Source organism: Flavobacterium sp., assembly GCF_044348915.1.
Taxonomy (GTDB): Bacteria; Bacteroidota; Bacteroidia; order Flavobacteriales; family Flavobacteriaceae; genus Flavobacterium.
The window spans coordinates 21,365-37,935 of record NZ_JBIKRX010000022.1 but is presented as its reverse complement, the minus strand read 5'-3'; the positions used below and the strand labels follow the sequence as shown (position 1 = coordinate 37,935).

At 36.3% G+C, this 16,571-nt stretch carries 20 protein-coding genes; 12 read left to right on the top strand and 8 right to left on the bottom strand.

Going from position 1 to position 16,571, the window contains the following annotated elements; all coding sequences use genetic code 11:
- From ACIQ1E_RS06080 to ACIQ1E_RS06060, 5 genes are all read left to right on the top strand, one after another.
- Positions 1–698, top strand: a 698-nt coding sequence (locus ACIQ1E_RS06080; RefSeq protein ID WP_396169644.1) for a glycosyltransferase, incomplete at its 5' end; no start/stop codon positions are given.
- Entirely contained in the window at positions 689–1,240 is a 552-nt protein-coding gene (locus tag ACIQ1E_RS06075) for an RNA polymerase sigma factor (protein WP_396169642.1), read from the top strand. The genes ACIQ1E_RS06080 and ACIQ1E_RS06075, both read left to right, overlap by 10 nt.
- A 207-nt stretch (positions 1,241–1,447) precedes the next feature.
- Positions 1,448–2,053, top strand: a complete 606-nt coding sequence (locus ACIQ1E_RS06070) for a hypothetical protein (protein ID WP_396169640.1) — start codon at positions 1,448–1,450, stop codon at positions 2,051–2,053.
- Positions 2,054–2,155: 102 nt separating this feature from the next.
- A complete protein-coding gene (locus tag ACIQ1E_RS06065; protein ID WP_396169638.1) occupies positions 2,156–2,686 on the top strand; it encodes a hypothetical protein in 531 nt (176 codons plus the stop codon).
- A 404-nt stretch (positions 2,687–3,090) separates the two neighbouring features.
- Positions 3,091–3,894 carry an energy transducer TonB gene (locus ACIQ1E_RS06060; RefSeq protein ID WP_396169636.1) on the top strand — a complete coding sequence of 268 codons (804 nt, stop codon included), beginning with the start codon at positions 3,091–3,093 and terminating at the stop codon, positions 3,892–3,894.
- Between the two features lie 295 nt (positions 3,895–4,189).
- Here the strand turns inward: ACIQ1E_RS06060 and ACIQ1E_RS06055 are convergent, their stop codons facing one another.
- Entirely contained in the window at positions 4,190–5,062 is an 873-nt protein-coding gene (locus tag ACIQ1E_RS06055; protein ID WP_396169634.1) for a M48 family metalloprotease, read from the bottom strand.
- 59 nt (positions 5,063–5,121) lie between these two features.
- Positions 5,122–5,880 carry a peroxide stress protein YaaA gene (gene yaaA / locus ACIQ1E_RS06050; protein ID WP_396169632.1) on the bottom strand — a complete coding sequence of 253 codons (759 nt, stop codon included), beginning with the start codon at positions 5,878–5,880 and terminating at the stop codon, positions 5,122–5,124.
- A gap of 216 nt (positions 5,881–6,096) precedes the next feature.
- Here yaaA and ACIQ1E_RS06045 point away from each other — a divergent pair, with 216 nt between their 5' ends.
- Both ACIQ1E_RS06045 and ACIQ1E_RS06040 read left to right on the top strand, forming a co-directional pair.
- On the top strand, positions 6,097–6,636 hold the full coding sequence (locus ACIQ1E_RS06045; protein ID WP_396169630.1) for a GNAT family N-acetyltransferase: 540 nt from the start codon (positions 6,097–6,099) through the stop codon (positions 6,634–6,636).
- A 27-nt stretch (positions 6,637–6,663) separates the two neighbouring features.
- Positions 6,664–7,605 carry a TIGR01212 family radical SAM protein gene (locus ACIQ1E_RS06040; RefSeq protein WP_396169628.1) on the top strand — a complete coding sequence of 314 codons (942 nt, stop codon included), beginning with the start codon at positions 6,664–6,666 and terminating at the stop codon, positions 7,603–7,605.
- Between the two features lie 135 nt (positions 7,606–7,740).
- Here the strand turns inward: ACIQ1E_RS06040 and ACIQ1E_RS06035 are convergent, their stop codons facing one another.
- From ACIQ1E_RS06035 to ACIQ1E_RS06015, 5 genes are all read right to left on the bottom strand, one after another.
- Complete coding sequence (locus ACIQ1E_RS06035; protein ID WP_396169627.1) at positions 7,741–8,838, bottom strand: 6-phosphofructokinase; 1,098 nt, start codon at positions 8,836–8,838, stop codon at positions 7,741–7,743.
- Positions 8,839–9,122: 284 nt separating this feature from the next.
- A complete protein-coding gene (locus ACIQ1E_RS06030; RefSeq protein WP_396169626.1) occupies positions 9,123–9,575 on the bottom strand; it encodes a hypothetical protein in 453 nt (150 codons plus the stop codon).
- A gap of 3 nt (positions 9,576–9,578) precedes the next feature.
- The gene (locus ACIQ1E_RS06025; protein ID WP_396169624.1) at positions 9,579–10,067 is read right to left on the bottom strand and encodes a DUF4920 domain-containing protein; all 489 of its coding nucleotides are present in this window, start codon (positions 10,065–10,067) and stop codon (positions 9,579–9,581) included.
- Positions 10,068–10,291: 224 nt separating this feature from the next.
- Positions 10,292–11,332 carry an RluA family pseudouridine synthase gene (locus tag ACIQ1E_RS06020; protein WP_396169622.1) on the bottom strand — a complete coding sequence of 347 codons (1,041 nt, stop codon included), beginning with the start codon at positions 11,330–11,332 and terminating at the stop codon, positions 10,292–10,294.
- Positions 11,325–11,936 (bottom strand): PASTA domain-containing protein, encoded by a 612-nt coding sequence (locus tag ACIQ1E_RS06015; protein WP_396169620.1) that lies wholly within the window; start codon positions 11,934–11,936, stop codon positions 11,325–11,327. The genes ACIQ1E_RS06020 and ACIQ1E_RS06015 overlap by 8 nt, the downstream gene beginning before the upstream one ends.
- Positions 11,937–12,317: 381 nt before the next feature.
- Between ACIQ1E_RS06015 and ACIQ1E_RS06010 the strand changes: the two genes are divergently transcribed.
- The 5 genes from ACIQ1E_RS06010 to ACIQ1E_RS05990 all read left to right on the top strand — a co-directional run bounded on the left by ACIQ1E_RS06010 (position 12,318) and on the right by ACIQ1E_RS05990 (position 15,085).
- Entirely contained in the window at positions 12,318–13,292 is a 975-nt protein-coding gene (locus tag ACIQ1E_RS06010) for a D-alanine--D-alanine ligase (RefSeq protein WP_396169618.1), read from the top strand.
- A 37-nt stretch (positions 13,293–13,329) separates the two neighbouring features.
- Positions 13,330–13,554: a DUF433 domain-containing protein gene (locus ACIQ1E_RS06005; RefSeq protein ID WP_396169616.1), complete on the top strand. Its 225-nt coding sequence runs from the start codon at positions 13,330–13,332 to the stop codon at positions 13,552–13,554.
- On the top strand, positions 13,551–13,892 hold the full coding sequence (locus tag ACIQ1E_RS06000) for a DUF5615 family PIN-like protein (RefSeq protein ID WP_396169614.1): 342 nt from the start codon (positions 13,551–13,553) through the stop codon (positions 13,890–13,892). The genes ACIQ1E_RS06005 and ACIQ1E_RS06000 overlap by 4 nt, the downstream gene beginning before the upstream one ends.
- A gap of 16 nt (positions 13,893–13,908) precedes the next feature.
- On the top strand, positions 13,909–14,367 hold the full coding sequence (coaD, locus tag ACIQ1E_RS05995; RefSeq protein ID WP_396169612.1) for a pantetheine-phosphate adenylyltransferase: 459 nt from the start codon (positions 13,909–13,911) through the stop codon (positions 14,365–14,367).
- Positions 14,368–14,518: 151 nt separating this feature from the next.
- On the top strand, positions 14,519–15,085 hold the full coding sequence (locus tag ACIQ1E_RS05990) for a PhnA domain-containing protein (RefSeq protein ID WP_396169610.1): 567 nt from the start codon (positions 14,519–14,521) through the stop codon (positions 15,083–15,085).
- A gap of 137 nt (positions 15,086–15,222) precedes the next feature.
- Here ACIQ1E_RS05990 and ACIQ1E_RS05985 read toward each other — a convergent pair whose 3' ends face one another.
- Positions 15,223–16,569 (bottom strand): DEAD/DEAH box helicase, encoded by a 1,347-nt coding sequence (locus tag ACIQ1E_RS05985; RefSeq protein ID WP_396169609.1) that lies wholly within the window; start codon positions 16,567–16,569, stop codon positions 15,223–15,225.
- Positions 16,570–16,571: the final 2 nt, after the last annotated feature.

The window sequence follows — 16,571 nt, the reverse complement described above, 5'->3', positions numbered from 1 at the left end:
CATCGTCGAAAGATTGGATTACGAGCATGAGTTCCCAATTTACCATGCAAAAAACCATTGTTTTGGGTTATGGAGCCTACGAAAAAGTTGCCAATTCTTTCCTAAATAAAATCATCCGCTTCGAAACTATGCTTACCGCAATTCAGTATTTTTCTTGGGCGAAAATCGGCCAGCCTTATATGGGAATCGGTCGCAATTTGGCGTATAAAAAAGAGGAATTTTTCAATGTAAATGGCTTTATCAGTCACATTCAAATTCGATCAGGCGACGATGATTTATTCATCAATCAGGTGGCGACCAAAAAAAATACGACCATTTGTTTTTCGTCGGAAAGCTTCACTTATTCGGAGCCAAAAACCACTTTCAAAGCTTGGTTTACGCAAAAACGCCGACACGTATCAACAGCGCAACATTATAAAACTTTCGACAAAGTTCAATTGGCCCTGTTTTATATAACTCAATTGCTATTTATCACTTTAGCAACCGTTTTACTTGCTTTTCAGTTTCAATGGATTATCGTTTTGAGTTTAATAGGCTTTCGTTATTTATGCACTTGGATTGTTCTTGGCTTCGCAGCCGGAAAATTAAAAGAAAAAGATGTGATGTATTGGTTTCCCATTATCGAAATAGTTCTTATCTTCACACAATTAAATATATTCATCAGCAATATTTTTTCAAAACCAGTCCATTGGAAATAAATAAACAGATAGAAAAAGCAAAAAAAGGAGACCAAGTAGCCTTTACTTTTCTATTGGATTTTTATTGGAATGAAGTATACGGTTTCATGCTCAAACGCACCGAAAACGAAACCAATGCCGAGGATATTACTATAGAAACCTTTTCGAAAGCTTTCGATAAAATATCGAGTTACAATCCTGAATTTCAGTTTAATACTTGGCTAATTGCTATTGCCAAAAACGTTCATATCGACTTATTACGCAAAAAAAAATCGGGTCTTTTCATTGAAATTACAGACGATGAAAACCAGCAAGCGTACAATATTGCCGACACTACTCCGTCGGCTGAGGATGAACTGATTACCGAACAAAATCTGTCGCAATTATTGCAGTTTATCAAAGAGCTCAAACCCCATTATCAGGAAGTCATACAACTGCGCTATTTTCAGGAAATGAGCTATCAGGAAATTGCCAGCAAAATTGACGAACCCCTAAGCAATGTGAAAATAAAACTGCTTCGCGCTAAGAAATTATTGGCCGAAATTATTCAGGATAAGAGGTAGTTTGAGAGATTAAAATGACCTCAACTAGGCTCTTACTTTTCGCCTACATCAGTACCAAAAGTATTCGATAAATAATAAGTCTTTTTGATGATTTGTAATACAATTATTATTTTTATATTTGTGTAACAATGTGTTGTTTAATAGCGACAATCTGCCTGTTTTGGGTGCAAATTTGCTGCTTGGGTTATTATTAACAAGTTGCACAATATGAAAACAAAAATCCATAAAATTGTAATTGCAATCCTTTTTGTTACCTCTAGCTTTAGCTTCGGACAAAAAATAAGTACCGAAATTTGGACAGAAAACGAAAAAAATCAATATTCAAAACTTATTGAATTGGCAAATTACGTTTACAAAAAAGAAAAAATAGAAATTTCAAAAGATAGTCTATTTAAAAAATATATCTATTTCGACTATGTCCTCAGTGACACAGTTTCTGCAAGGAAAGAAAAAAGACTGGTCACATTCGATACTATCTTCTATCCTTTTAGAAAAAATTTGGATAGCTTAGGAATAAAAAGTTTAGACGCTAAACCAGTTCGATTTTATAAAAACCATAAAATTTATGAACCGTTTAAGGAAGAAATAGCTAAAGAAACAATTTCTGGCGAAAAAATGTTTACAAAAGATTCTAATGTTTTCGCATACTATAAGAAAGAGGATCCGGAGAACCCATTAGGAACACTATTATTTGAATCTAAAACTAATAAATTAGTATCTTGGATAATGATAAATCAAGGCGGATACAAATATTTCTTAACATTTAATTTATTTGGTAATGAGTCCGATAGCCGAAAGACTTCCATAAAATAAAACTTTCTATAAATCTTGGGATGTTGTGATAGCAAGACTCTCTGAATAAATAATAAATTCAGTTCTATTTTCACTGTAAACTGCAGGTAATCCCCGAAAACAGTGAGTAGATATATTATAAAAGTTTACGGAACAAAAGAAGAAGAAACACACCATATAATTGTTGAATCAAAACTTAAAATCATGAAAAATATATTTTTATTTCTAATACTAGCTTTTATAAGCTGTAATGAGGATGACAGAAAGTATCAAGAGACAAATATTTTAGGCACTTGGAAACTTATATCTTTTGTCAATGAGTCTAATGGCAGCATTTTAGTTGCTAATGATTTTTCAAATTCTAATGAAATAACAATAAGTTTTAATCAAAAATTGGACTTTACTGGAAATACGGTTAGAAATAACTTTTTCGGAAAATATTCTATCTCTGAAAGAGAAAAATTGCTAACATTTATAGATTTTTCAACAAGTGAAGTTAATGAAACAGAATGGGGTAATTTGTTTTATGAAAGTTTAAACTTAAATTATAATCAACAAACTAAAAATTGGAAAAACACATACGAAATAAAGCAAGAGAATATTTTAAAAGTCTTTTATTCAGAGCGAGAATATATGACTTTCGAAAAACAGTAACTGCCCGTAATCGAGAAGACGGCTCCGCTTGGAACTAACACAGTGCGCCTCTCAATTTAGCGAAGCCATATCTTAAAATTCTAATAAAAAAAAACACCACTTTCAAACACCACCGAATCCTTGGGCTATCACTCATGACTGGTCAAGCACGTCATCCATTATCTCGAAGTTTCGGAACGGACAGGCATAATTCTGCTGTTCATCTAGAGGCTTTTTGGCTGATGTGTTGAATTCTACATGCCTTTCGTACTCTCCTCAACCCAACAAACATAGGACTTCAATACATTTGTGAAAATATTTTGAAAATAATCACTATTTTATATATTATTTCGAATATCTTTTACGTTATATGTTAAAAGATAGCTTATGATGCGATAAATACTTAACCTTTAAAACCATAAATTATGTCTAGATTAAGTATTTACGAAACCGGCTGGATTGATCTTGTTTTCGAAGACCGAAACAAAGAGTATGGTGCTTACCAATTGCGTCGCGACAGTTCCAAAACTTTGGCAATGGCTTTTGTGTCTGGAATGGCATTGATTGCCGCTCTAGGAGTTATTTTCACCATTTCGAATCTGATGAACAAACCTATTATTGTTGCCACGCCAACAATTTTTGATGAACCCATCACAGTAACCCCGTATACTGTGCTGCCCGAAAAACCCAAAACAGCAGCTAGCAGCCCGCAAACAAAGGCTCCTGATGAAACGAAAGCCAATTTGCCCTTGGTGGTTTCGGCTACTCCTGACCCAACGGTTGAAGTGCCCACCACTAAAGAACTTTTAAACAGCCATTCAGGCAGCGAAGGCGGGACAGAAACAGGGACAGCAACAAGCAGTTTGCCTTCTGGAACTGTAGAAACTCCATCAATTCCTGTCGATGAAAAAGCAATCGTCAATACTACTGCCTTAGACAAACTGCCTGAATTTCCGGGCGGAATCAATGAATTCTACAGTTATGTTGGTAATAATTTCGAAAAACCAGATATCGACGGTGGCAATACATATCGTGTTTATGTTTCTTTTGTAATCGAAAGGGACGGCAGTATGACCGATATCAAAGTCATCCGAGATCCAGGCTTTGGCCTTGGCAAAGAAGCGATTCGAGTTTTGAAATCTTTGAAAACCAAATGGTCTCCGGGAATGATGGGTTCAAAACCGGTACGCACTTCGTATAATTTACCTATTACGGTTGAAATGAATTGAAAACAACAGGCTAGATGTAATTATTAAAAACGTCTATTAGAGTGTTTTTTGTGAGATCCCGATAGCTGTCGGGAGGAACAAAAAATGACCCGAGGCATTAGCCGAAATGAGCGAAGCTAATCGAGAATCGTTTTTACTGAGATTTGTCTAGTTCTCGATACAATTTTCTGACGAAAATCACTCGAACTGACGAAAAATTATCATTAAAAACTAATTACACCCAACGAGTTAAAAATACAAAAAAAGCATCCCAGTTTTCGGGATGCTTTTCAATTATTGAAGACTAAAATCTATTTTACTTTTTTGTAGTAGTCCTTGTAGTCGTTGTTTTTGTTGCTGTTTTAGTAGTTGGTTTCGCAGCAGTTGCCACTGGCAATTGACGAACATAGGGTTTATACAAACCTTCGCTTTGCGCTTTCTTCTTAGCGTTTTCTGACCTTTCTTTGGGTTCTGGATGTGAACTCATCATTCGAGTAAAAAAATCAGCTTGTTTTCCTTCTCCCATTTTTGCCAAAATAGCAAATGCTGATTCAACGGCATTGACATCGTATCCGTTTTTTTTCATAAAATCGTAGGCAAATAAATCGGCTTCCGACTCTTGTTTTCTGCTGTGTTTACTATCAATCATTGCGCTCCCTAATTTTCCCAACTGACTATCGGTAACCGAAGCAATAGTTCTTGATTGTGAAGCAGCACCTTGAATCAACGCCTCTTTTTGGTAGGCAGCCTTAATAGCATCTCGGGTATCTTTGTTGACTACATGCCCTATTTCATGACCAATTACCACGAGCAATTCATTGTCATCCATAACATCCATTAAACCGGAATACACTCGGACGCTGCCGTCGGCAGTAGCAAAAGCATTCACTTCTTTCAGAATGTAGACCTTGTAATTCAAAGTCATCCCGTAACCATTGGTGTATTTACCGAAAATTCTATTCAAACGGATGGTATACGGATCCGTTGGTCCAGCGATCGTATGCTCTGAATCTAATTTATCAACTGTGGTTTTTGACAACTTTTGAGCATCAGCATCGCTAAAAGTCAATCCTGCAAGCCCTTTTTGAGCCGCACCAAGCAAATTTTCGTCCAATTTTATTTGAGCATTCAATCTTGAAAAACCCAAAAACGCAAGAAATGCGTAGACCACTATAAAACTTCTTTTCATATTAATCGCTTTTAAATTGTTTTATACAAATGTACCATAAGTTTATACTCAAAAATAGGCTATCTTGTGAAAACCAACTGATTTCCTTTTGACAAATTGGCATCAAAAAAATAACCATCATAATTAAATTCTTTCAAATCATCGACGGTTTCCGCATTGGTATCAATGATATAACGCACCATCAACCCTCTGGCTTTCTTGGCAAAAAAGCTGATGATTTTTAGTTTACCGTCTTTGTAATCCTTGAATTCAGGAGTGATTACAGGAACTTTCAAAGCTTTGACATCCACAGCGGAGAAATACTCCTGGCTCGCTAAATTAACGAACAACTCCCCTTTTTTCAGTTCTTTATTCAATGCTTTGGTGATAATAGGCTTCCAGAATTCGTATAAGTTTTTGCTTTCGCCAATGGGCAATTGGGTTCCCATTTCCAGCCGATAAGCTTGCATCAAATCTAATGGTTTAAGCAACCCATACAAACCGGACAAAATACGCAAACGGTCTTGCAAAACATCCAATTTTTCTATCGGAATGGAATAGGCATCCAAGCCCGAATACACATCCCCATCAAAAGCAAATACGGCCTGCCTCGAATTTTGTCGTGTGAAAGGCGTTTTCCAATCCTGATTGCGCTGCCAGTTTAATTCGGCTAATTTATCTGAAATATCCATCAAATCGGAAAGTGCGGCCGGAGATTTTGGTTTCAACACTTTATGTACTTGGCGCGCTTCTTTCAGAAAAAGAGAGTCCGAAAAAGTGGCGCTTGGTACTGTTTTTTCGAAATTTAAGGATTTAGCTGGCGATAGGACAATTTTCATTTATGTAAATTTTGATTTATTAGCGGTCATAAATGGTATCGCCTTTTAAGTTATTATAGTTTGTTTGCAACAAACGCCTTGTTAGTAGCGATTTCATTTTCTATATTTGTTTAATGCGTTTTCAAAAGTACAAATTGAAAATCTTAAAATGAAAACTGAATACCATTTATTTGTAGTATATTTGGATACGATGAAATTCTATTAAAGTTAAATTACATGAATACCATTAGAATCAGAAAAGCAAGCATTGCCGACCTTGAAATCATACAAGAAATAAGCACAAAAACTTTTGTCGAAACTTTTGCTGCAGCCAACACTCCTGAAAATTTAGAAAATTATATTCAAGAAAATTTCAATGCAGCACAAGTAGCATCCGAAATAAACAATCCGGAATCAATATTTTATTTGGCCACCTTAGAAACAAATACTCTTGGTTACCTCAAACTGAATTTTGGAAAGGCACAAACTGAAATCCACAGTCTTGAAGCGATGGAAATTCAACGAATCTATGTTTTGAAAGAATTTCACGGAAAAAAGATAGGGCAATTATTCCTGAATCACGCAGTGAAAATTGGACAACAATCGGGAGTCGATTCCATTTGGCTTGGCGTTTGGGAAGAAAATCATAAAGCAATAGAATTTTACAACAAAAATGATTTTATCGAATTTGACAAACATACCTTCACATTAGGTGGCGATGTTCAAACCGATTTATTGATGGAACTCCGAATAATCAACCAAGCCAACTTATTATAATACTACTGATTTCGTAATTTTGCCCCTATGAGCAAACTACCGACTACTGAAATAAAAAGATATAACAATTACGGCGCACACTTGCGCGAAAAATACAACAACCAACGGGTTTATAAAGTAATCGTTGACGGCGGTTTTTCCTGTCCCAATCGTGACGGAAACAAAGGATACGGTGGTTGCACCTATTGTAATGTCGATTCGTTTACACCCGAAATTTCTAGAACGGCTTTAACTATTAAAAAGCAGTTAATCGAGGGAATGGAACGTGCCAAAAACCACTACAAAGCCGATAAGTTTATAGTTTATTTTCAGCCGAATTCCAATACTTATGCGCCTGTTTCGATTTTAAAACCAATGTATGATGAGGCATTATCGGTCAACACCGAGGAAGTTGTGGGATTTTCAGTAGGCACACGTCCCGATTGTATCGATGCCAAAAAAATAGCGCTTTTAGAAAGTTATTGCGACCGCTTCGATGTGGATTTAGAAATGGGAATGGAATCGATTTATGATGAGACTTTGGAGCAAATCAACCGAGGTTGCAGCCACTCCGAATTTATACAAGCGGTAGAATTATTGAAAGATAGCCCCATCGATTTGTGTGTCCACACTGTTTTTGGCTTTCCGTGGGAAACTCGAGAAATGATGTTGAATTACATTCACGAAATCAACCGATTTCCGCAAATAAAGTTCGTGAAATTTCACCATTTGCATATTGTCGAAGGCTCGGTTATGGGCGTCAAATACAAAAGAGAACCTTTTAAACTCTTTACTTTGGAAGAATACACCGATTTACTTTGCGAATTGATTCCGCTCTTGCGACCCGATATCGTCATCCAACGTTTGTTCGGAATTTCTGACTGGGATTTGCTTATTGCACCCAATTGGGGCTTGAAAAAAACTCAAATTCAAACCTTATGGAGAAAGAAATTGAACGCAGAGGAATTACTCAGGGTACGCTTTATGTAGAAAATTAATCCACGTTCTCAAATTATACAAAAAAAAGAGACCGCAAATTCGCAAATTAAGGCTAGACTTACTCTAAGAATAATTTGTGAATTTGCGGTCTAATGTATCGAACTAATTAGTCCTTATATCTACCACTTAATCTCCAAAACCGATTCCAACTCCTTTAGCTGTTTTAACTAAATCACACAATGGATCTACTAATTTTGGATTATCGATAGCGTCTTTGAACGGAACCGAGATAATATCCGGATGGCGGTAAGCAGCCATTTGTCCAAACTTACCCTCTAATACCATTTCAAAGGCTTTAACTCCGAATTGGGTCGCTAAGATTCTATCATAAGCGATCGGGCTACCTCCTCTTTGTAAATGGCCTAAAACAGTTTCACGCATATCCGCCTCGAAACCAATTGATTTTAAATCATTCACCAATTTATGAGCTACTCCACCCAAACGTAGGTTTTCATAGCCAATTTCATCACTTTTCTCAGACAACAAAGTACCACCTTTAGGCATTGCACCTTCGGCTATAACAACTATAGCGTTTCCTTTTCCGCGACTATTGTAGCGACTTTGTAATTTTTTGGCAACAGCATCTAAATCATATGGGATTTCAGGAATCAAACACACTTCAGCTCCACCAGCAATCGCAGCATTTAAAGCAATCCAACCGGCATTTCTACCCATAACCTCAAGAACCAAAACTCGATTGTGACTGGCAGCGGTTGTTACTAATTTATCGACAGCTTCTGTAGCAGTGTGAACTGCAGTTTGAAAACCGAAAGTAAAATCAGTGGCTGATAAATCATTATCGATTGTTTTCGGCACTCCAACAACATTTAATCCTTTTTCATAAAGTGCTTGAGAAATACGCTGAGAACCATCTCCTCCAATGCTTATTACCGCGTCAACTCCCATAAACTGCAATTTACGAATCATCTCGTCTGAGCGATCCACATAATCCCATGAACCATCCTGATTTTTTACTGGCCATGCAAATGGTCCTCCTTTATTGGTTGTTCCAATAATTGTACCTCCATCGACATGAATTCCTGCTACTGCTTTATCATCCAAAACCAATATTTCGGTTGGTTCGCGAAGAATACCATCAAATGATTGAACACTTCCTATTACTTCCCAATCCTTTTCTTGTGCGGCTCTTTTTACGATTGCTCTAATCACGGCATTCAATCCCGGGCAATCACCACCTCCAGTGGCTACTAATACTCTTTTCATTCTGTATTTCTATTCTAATTATTTATATTATTATCATTTTTTAAAACGACAATAAATATAGTAAAATTAAATGTCCTATCACTCTATTTGGAATCAAAAAAGTAAGTGAAACAGGTAAAAAATAACAATAATTTTACGAAAACGATTGCGATTTTAAACACTCAATTTTGACTTTTCTAGTAATTTACCTTCTTGTACAAAGCAAAAAGTAGACACTTTCAAGCACAAAAAAAAGCCCCGTGCGAGACTTTATTTTAACGCAGTATATTTTAAACAATGATAACCTATTTAATATAAAGCTTTTTAATTTTAGGAATTGGACCACCACATTTCTGTTGATGACATTGAATACAAGCATCAACTCCTTTATTGAAATGGGCTTTAGCGTTTTTAGGGTCTTTGTAAATTTGCTCTTGTGCGATGATAAATTTTTGAGCTTGGTCTTCAAAAAAGGCATCTCTATCTTTGCCGTCAGTCATTATCGCTTGGTGAATTCTTTCAAAATGTTGCGGAAATTTTCCAATGGTATCCCCTTTTATAATTCGGTCTTTCAAACGCTGATTATCCACATACATTTGCTCCATCAATACTGCCATTTCAGACATTTGATACATTTTGAAACCGTCATCATTGGTCTTTGAATCCGCTGGGCAAGCTTCTTTATCGGCAGCTTTATTCTCTTTGGATTGGCAAGAAACAAATAAAAGAATTACAAAAAGAAATAGTATTCTATGCATAACTTATTTTTTTATCAAAACTCCATCCGCCATAAAGCCATAGGTGCTTTCTGGCTTTGTAATACTATCAATTGCAGCTTGAGACTTTCCAGCATCTTTTGCATAATGCTTCAATTCATCAACCGATTCAATACTGACGAAAGCTTTCCCTTTAACAACCACTTCTTTCTCAGCTGCATTCAAAGGAACAAAAAACGCATAATCCTTAAATTTTACAAACGAAGATTCTTTTTCATTCAAGGCTAAATTCATCCAACATCCTTTTTTCTGACAGACATCGACAATTTTTGATTTAAAGACTACTTCAACGGTATCACCTTCTTTCAAAGATTGATACTTTTCTAGCATTCTGGCTTCTGAAATAGCTCCGTCGACCGAAATAGAATCACCAAAAACAGCATAGTTTATTTTTTCTTGTTTTGGTGCAGTTAGATTTTCTTTACAACTAAATAGTGTTGCTAATAGGATAAGAGATGCAGCTATTTTTTTCATTATAATAAGAGTTTATTTTCTTTACAAAAATAGGTAGTTTTATAAAAAATGAACGTTTTTAGCAGCTGATAATATTGAATTAATCTTCAAAAATTACTATTTAAATTCATTCTAATTTATGCATCTGCAAAAAAGGAAATTGAGAAATACCCTTATAAAACACGTTCCGTTTTTATCCGACAAAATCCGCGTCATTTGTGTGCCATTTCTAACAAAATCAAAAACTACTCGTCCTCGCTCGCGTGAGTTTTCGAATAGCCTCTCCATTTCTCCAAACAGTCTTGAAAATCCTGCGGTAATTCAGTATCAAAACGCATATAATCTCCAGTATTAGGATGCATAAAACCAAGTGTCTTCGCGTGCAAAGCCTGACGTGGTAGCGCTTTGAAACAGTTTTCTATAAATTGTTTGTATTTGGTAAATGTGGTTCCCTTCAGAATCAAATCACCACCGTATCTCGCATCGTTAAAAAGCGGATGTCCAATGTGTTTCATATGTACACGGATTTGGTGCGTTCTTCCTGTTTCTAACTTGCAAGAAACCATAGTCACATAGCCAAAACGTTCCAACACTTTATAATGAGTCACAGCAGGTTTTCCTATTTCTGGATCAGCAAAAACCGCCATTTGCATACGGTCTTTTACGTGACGGGCAATGTTACCTTCGATTGTTCCTTCATCGGCAAGGACATTTCCCCAAACTAAGGCAATGTATTCTCTTTCGGTAGTTTTGGCTTCGAACTGTTTCGCAAGATGCGTCATCGCCGCTTCGGTTTTGGCAATCACCAAAAGCCCGGAAGTATCTTTGTCTATTCGATGCACCAAACCTGGACGCTCGCTGCTGTTCATTGGCAAATTATCAAAATGAAAGGCCAAAGCATTGACCAAAGTTCCCGTATAATTTCCGTGACCAGGATGAACTACGAAGTCTGGCGGCTTGTTTATAAGCAAAAGCGCATCATCTTCATACACGATATCAAGCGGAATATCCTCAGGATCAACTCTGTTTTCGAAAGGTGGATGCGACAACATTATCCGAATCACATCGAAAGGTTTTACCTTATAATTCGATTTTACAGGAATATCATTTACATAAATATCACCTCCGGTAGCGGCATTTTGGATTTTATTTCGAGTCGCATTCGGAATCATATTCATCAAATACTTGTCTATTCTCAGGAGCAATTGCCCTTTGGGAACATCAAATCGATAATGTTCGAATAATTCGTCCTCTAAATCTTCGGTAGTGTCATTATTATTATTCATTTACTGGTATGGCTTCGGTTGGTATGGCAGTACTATCCACTTCTTCTACATAACTCTCCTTGCCATCTCCTAGCACCAAATCGATCTTCGAGGCTTTCAAAACGCGGTCACCTACTTTCAGATTTCGCCCTTTGAAACGGATTTCGAGCACCATATCTTTTCCAAGATTCGGAATATAAGTAATCGTTCCTTCTTCAAGACCTAAAGCTTTCAAAGTCGGAACGGCTTCACGATAGGTTTTATCAATCAAATCAGGAATTTTAACTGATGAAAATCCCGAAGCATTGATCTTAATATATACTTTTCTGCCTTCTTTTACTTTGGCTCCAGGTAAAGGATCTTGCTCTACAACACTAAACTTTGGATAATCACTATTGTAATCCACGCTATCCAAAAGCACATAATCCAAATCCAATTCGTCGAGTTTATCTTCTACTTGCTCCTCTGTCAATTTGGCTAAGTTTGGCACCGTGATTTCGTGACCGTGATCGGTCGTAAAAGTCAACCAATGCATAAACAAATAGGTTAAAACAGCAAGAATCAAAAGAGCAGCCAAAAGCTGTGCAAAAAACACCCGACTAGAAAGATATTTACGTAAGCTCATACATTTATTTTTATAAGTCACAAAGATAAAGCTATTTCGTTTGAAAAAAAATTCTAATTTTGTTTAATGATTTTTTATCGTCATCCTGAGCACAGTCGAAGGAAGGAGCTATTTAGCTTCGCTGAATCTGCGATGTCCCGCTATTCGTTGCAATCTTTTTTTTTGGCAGCAAAAAAAGGAAAGGATTTCCACTGCTATCGGGGCTAGGGCATTCGATTTCAAAAGAAAACTCAAGCATTAAAACACATAAAAAACACCCCGCCCGTTGGGTACCCCTCCAAAGGAGGGGAATATGTATAACTTCCCCTCCTTTGGAGGGGTGCCTGGAAGGCGGGGTGGATTATCTTTTATATAATAAAATAATACAATAAACAAATAAAAATGAAAAACATTGCCATCATAATGGGCGGATATTCAAGTGAATACAAAATATCCTTGATCAGCGGAAACGTTGTGTATCAATTTCTTGACAAAACCAAATACAACGGATTTCGAATCCATATTTTCAAAGAAAAATGGGTTTATGTCGACGACAATGAAGCGGAATATCCAATAGACAAAAACGATTTTTCAACCACAGTCAATGGAACTAAAATTACTTTCGACTGCGTTTTCAATGCCATTCACGGAACTCCTGGCGAAGATGGATTGATGCAAGCTTACTTCGAATTGATTGGAATGCCACAATCTTCCTGCGATTATTACCAAGCCGCTTTAACGTTCAACAAACGCGATATGCTTTCTGTATTGAAACCCTACGGAATCAAAACTGCAACCTCCTATTACATCAACAAAGGCGACCATATCGACACTGCCGAAATTGTAAAAAAAGTAGGTTTGCCTTGTTTCGTAAAACCCAACAAATCGGGGTCTAGCTTTGGAATTTCAAAAGTAAAAACCGAAGCAGAATTGCCAATTGCTATTCAGGTAGCGTATCAAGAAGATAATGAAATCATCATCGAAAGTTTCCTTGACGGAACTGAAGTTTCGGTTGGAGTAATCAATTATCAAGGAAAAGTAACCGTTTTGCCCATCACCGAAATAGTTTCGGAGAATGATTTCTTCGATTACGAAGCCAAATACCAAGGGAAATCTCAGGAAATCACTCCGGCTAGAATCTCCGAAGAAATGACTCAAAAAGTAAGCGAAGCTGCCAAACGAGCCTACGAAGTTTTGAAAATGAAAGGTTTTTCCAGAAGCGAATTCATCTTTGTCGATGGCGAACCTCATATGCTCGAAATGAACACTATTCCTGGTCTTACTACCGAAAGTTTGATTCCTCAACAAGCCAAAGCTGCTGGAATTTCTTTGGAAGATTTGTTTACGAATGCCATAGAATTGGCGTTGCCTGAATAACTAATTATTTCATTAACTTTGTAAAAACAAAACCATTATGATTGACTATAAACAATTCATCGCAATAAATTCCGAATTACGTTTTGGCAAACCAACCATAATAGGAACAAGAATTACTGTTTTTGATGTTTTAAATTGGCTAGCAAATGGAATGACCATAAATGAAATTATTGAAGATTTCCCCGAACTTAACGAAAACCAAATAAAAGCTTGCCTATACTATGCAGCAGATAGAGAACATAAAATTCAAATCGCATCGTGAAATTGCTCTTTGATCAAAATATTTCTTTTAGAATAATATCTAAAATAAAACTAAATTTCCCTGAAGCTAAACAAGTCAGAGAACTTGGAATTGAAAATTATTCTGATTTAGAAATTTGGAAATTTGCTAAAGTAAAAGAATATACTATTGTAACTTTTGATGGAGATTTTTATGATTTATCAAATTTCAGAGGTTTTCCTCCAAAAATTATTTGGTTACGTTTCGGCAATACAAAAACTGATTTTATTGTCAATATTATAAACTCTAAGCATTCAATCATTAATGACTTTATAAATGCTTTCGAGTATTCGGAAATAGCTTGTTTAGAAATTAAATAAATAGATCAATAAAACAATGAGAAAAGCTATTTTTCCAGGATCGTTTGACCCCATTACTCTAGGTCACGAAGATATTATTAGAAGAGGAATCCCCCTATTTGATGAAATTGTAATTGCAATTGGGGTCAATGCCGAGAAAAAATATATGTTTTCGCTTGAAGAGCGACAACGTTTTGTAGAAGAAACTTTCAAAGACCAACCCAAAGTAAAAGTGATTGTTTATGAAGGATTGACAATAGAACTTTGTCAAAAAATCAAAGCCAATTTTATTCTACGTGGTCTTAGAAATCCAGCCGATTTTGAGTTCGAAAAAGCCATTGCACACACCAACCGAAGATTGTCAAAAATTGAAACCGTATTTTTATTGACCGCAGCTAAAACATCTTTTATCAGTTCAAGCATCGTCAGAGATGTAATTCGACACAATGGCGAATATGAAATTTTGGTTCCTGATTCCGTGAGAATTAAAAAATAGGATTCAGAAGCATCATTTATTTATTAATCCGCTAATCAAACCTCGAAGGTTTTTTAAACCTTTGAGGTTTGTCATAAATAAGAATCTATCAACACCTATTTGTAAAAGGCTATTATTAGCAGTACTTTCGCAAAAAATAACAAAGCATAAAATGAGCATTGAACGAGAATTAATCAAACGTAGTGGCGGAAAATGTGAACTTTCTGGAGTTGCTGAAGATTTAAAAGTATATCAAATTCTTCCAACCCGAAAAAGCGGAATTGAAGAAAGTATTTTAGCAAGCAAGGCACTAATCGATCAAATCGAGAATCCTGAAACTATGGATATCAATCTCTGGCGATGTTTAAATGATAGTATGTGGAGCGAACATCCTGCCGTTCAAGTTGTTTCTTGGCGAATGTTGAGCCGTTTGGGCAACCGAGAATTATTAGAAATGATGTACCTTGATGAAGACACTTTAGCGTGGGCTCAAGCCACTGGTGAAGGGGAAGATGATGAAAACAAAGTGGTACACAGAGACAGCAATGGGGTAATTCTTGCAACAGGAGACTCAGTAGTTTTAATCAAAGATTTGAAAGTAAAAGGATCAAGTATGGTCGCCAAACAGGGAACTGCAGTTCGCAACATCCGACTAGACCACGAAAACGCTGAATATATTGAAGGTCGTGTTGATGGTCAAACTATTGTAATTATTACACAATACGTGAAGAAAATATAATTTCAAGTGGTCAGTGGTCAGAAAAAAAAAGTGATCAGTAATGGCTGTAAATTCTAAATCGTCAACTGTAAAAAAATTACGGTTAACGATTTTTTTATGCTAATCTCACTGACCATTAGAAAACTGACCACTGAACACTACTCTTCCTCTTTCTTAATCACTTTTCTGGCAACCTCAATTTTGAATTTTTTGCCTTTCATTTTTTCGTCTTTGATGTTGTGGAGCAAGTCTTTTACTTTATTGAATTTTACGGCAGCGAATGAAATAAAATCCTTCACTTCAATTAATCCTAAATCGCCTTTTTCCAATTTTCCTTTTTGGGAAAAGAAACCCACGACATCAATTTTGTTCAATTTATTTTTCTTTCCACCACTAATATAAATGGTTTGAAATTCTGGTGGTTTTGGTAAAGTGGTGCTGTTTTCCACTTTCAAAACTTCCATTCCATAATCGATATAATCCAGTTTTTTTTCGCTTTCGTGAGCGATAATATAAGCTGTACCGGAAGCTAACATACGAGCGGTTCTACCATTTCTATGCGTGAATTCGTCTTCTTTTAAAGGCAAATGATAATGAATAACGTGTTTCATTTCGGGAATATCGAGTCCACGAGCCGCTAAATCGGTAGTGATTAAATAACTCATACTCCCGTTTCTGAACTGAATTGAAGCCCGTTCTCTTTCGTCCTGATCCATTCCACCGTGATAATAGGTGGCGTAAATTCCTTTTTCGTTCAACGTATCGCTTATGCGTTCAGCGGCATCTCTGTGATTGCAAAAAACTAAAGCCGATTGTGATTTTAAAGAACAAATCAGATTGAACAAACTACCCATTTTGTCCTTTTCTTTCGAAACAACTATTTTAGTGGACAGATTACTCACTTCTGCTTCATTTGGAATAAAATCCAAAATCGTAGGATTGACCACTCTGGTATATTTTGGAATCTCAATATCTGAAGTGGCTGAAACCAAAACGCGTTTGTTCAGTTTAGATAATTTTCCAATAATGAAAGACATTTGCTCGTGAAAACCCAATTGCAAGGATTTATCAAATTCATCGAGAATCAAGGTTTCTATTTTATCTAAACGGAAAGTGCCACGATCAATATGATCGGCGATTCGCCCTGGAGTTCCAATTAAAACGGCTGGTGGATTACTTAAATTTTTGATTTCGGTATCGATGGAATGTCCGCCGTAACAAACATTTACTTTGTAATCGGTTCCCATTTTTTTCCATACTTGCTCAATTTGAAGTCCCAATTCACGTGATGGAACAAGAATCAAACATTGCACAGAAAGAATTTCGGGTTTCAACATTTCGAAAATGGGCAACAAGAAAGCCAATGTTTTTCCGGAACCTGTTGGCGAAAGCAGTAAAATATTGTTGTCGCTCAAAATGGTTTCTTGGGCAGCAACCTGCATTTCGTTTAGGTTTTCGATACCTAAATTGAGAAGTATATTGTTGGAATGGTGTTTTTTATTCATTT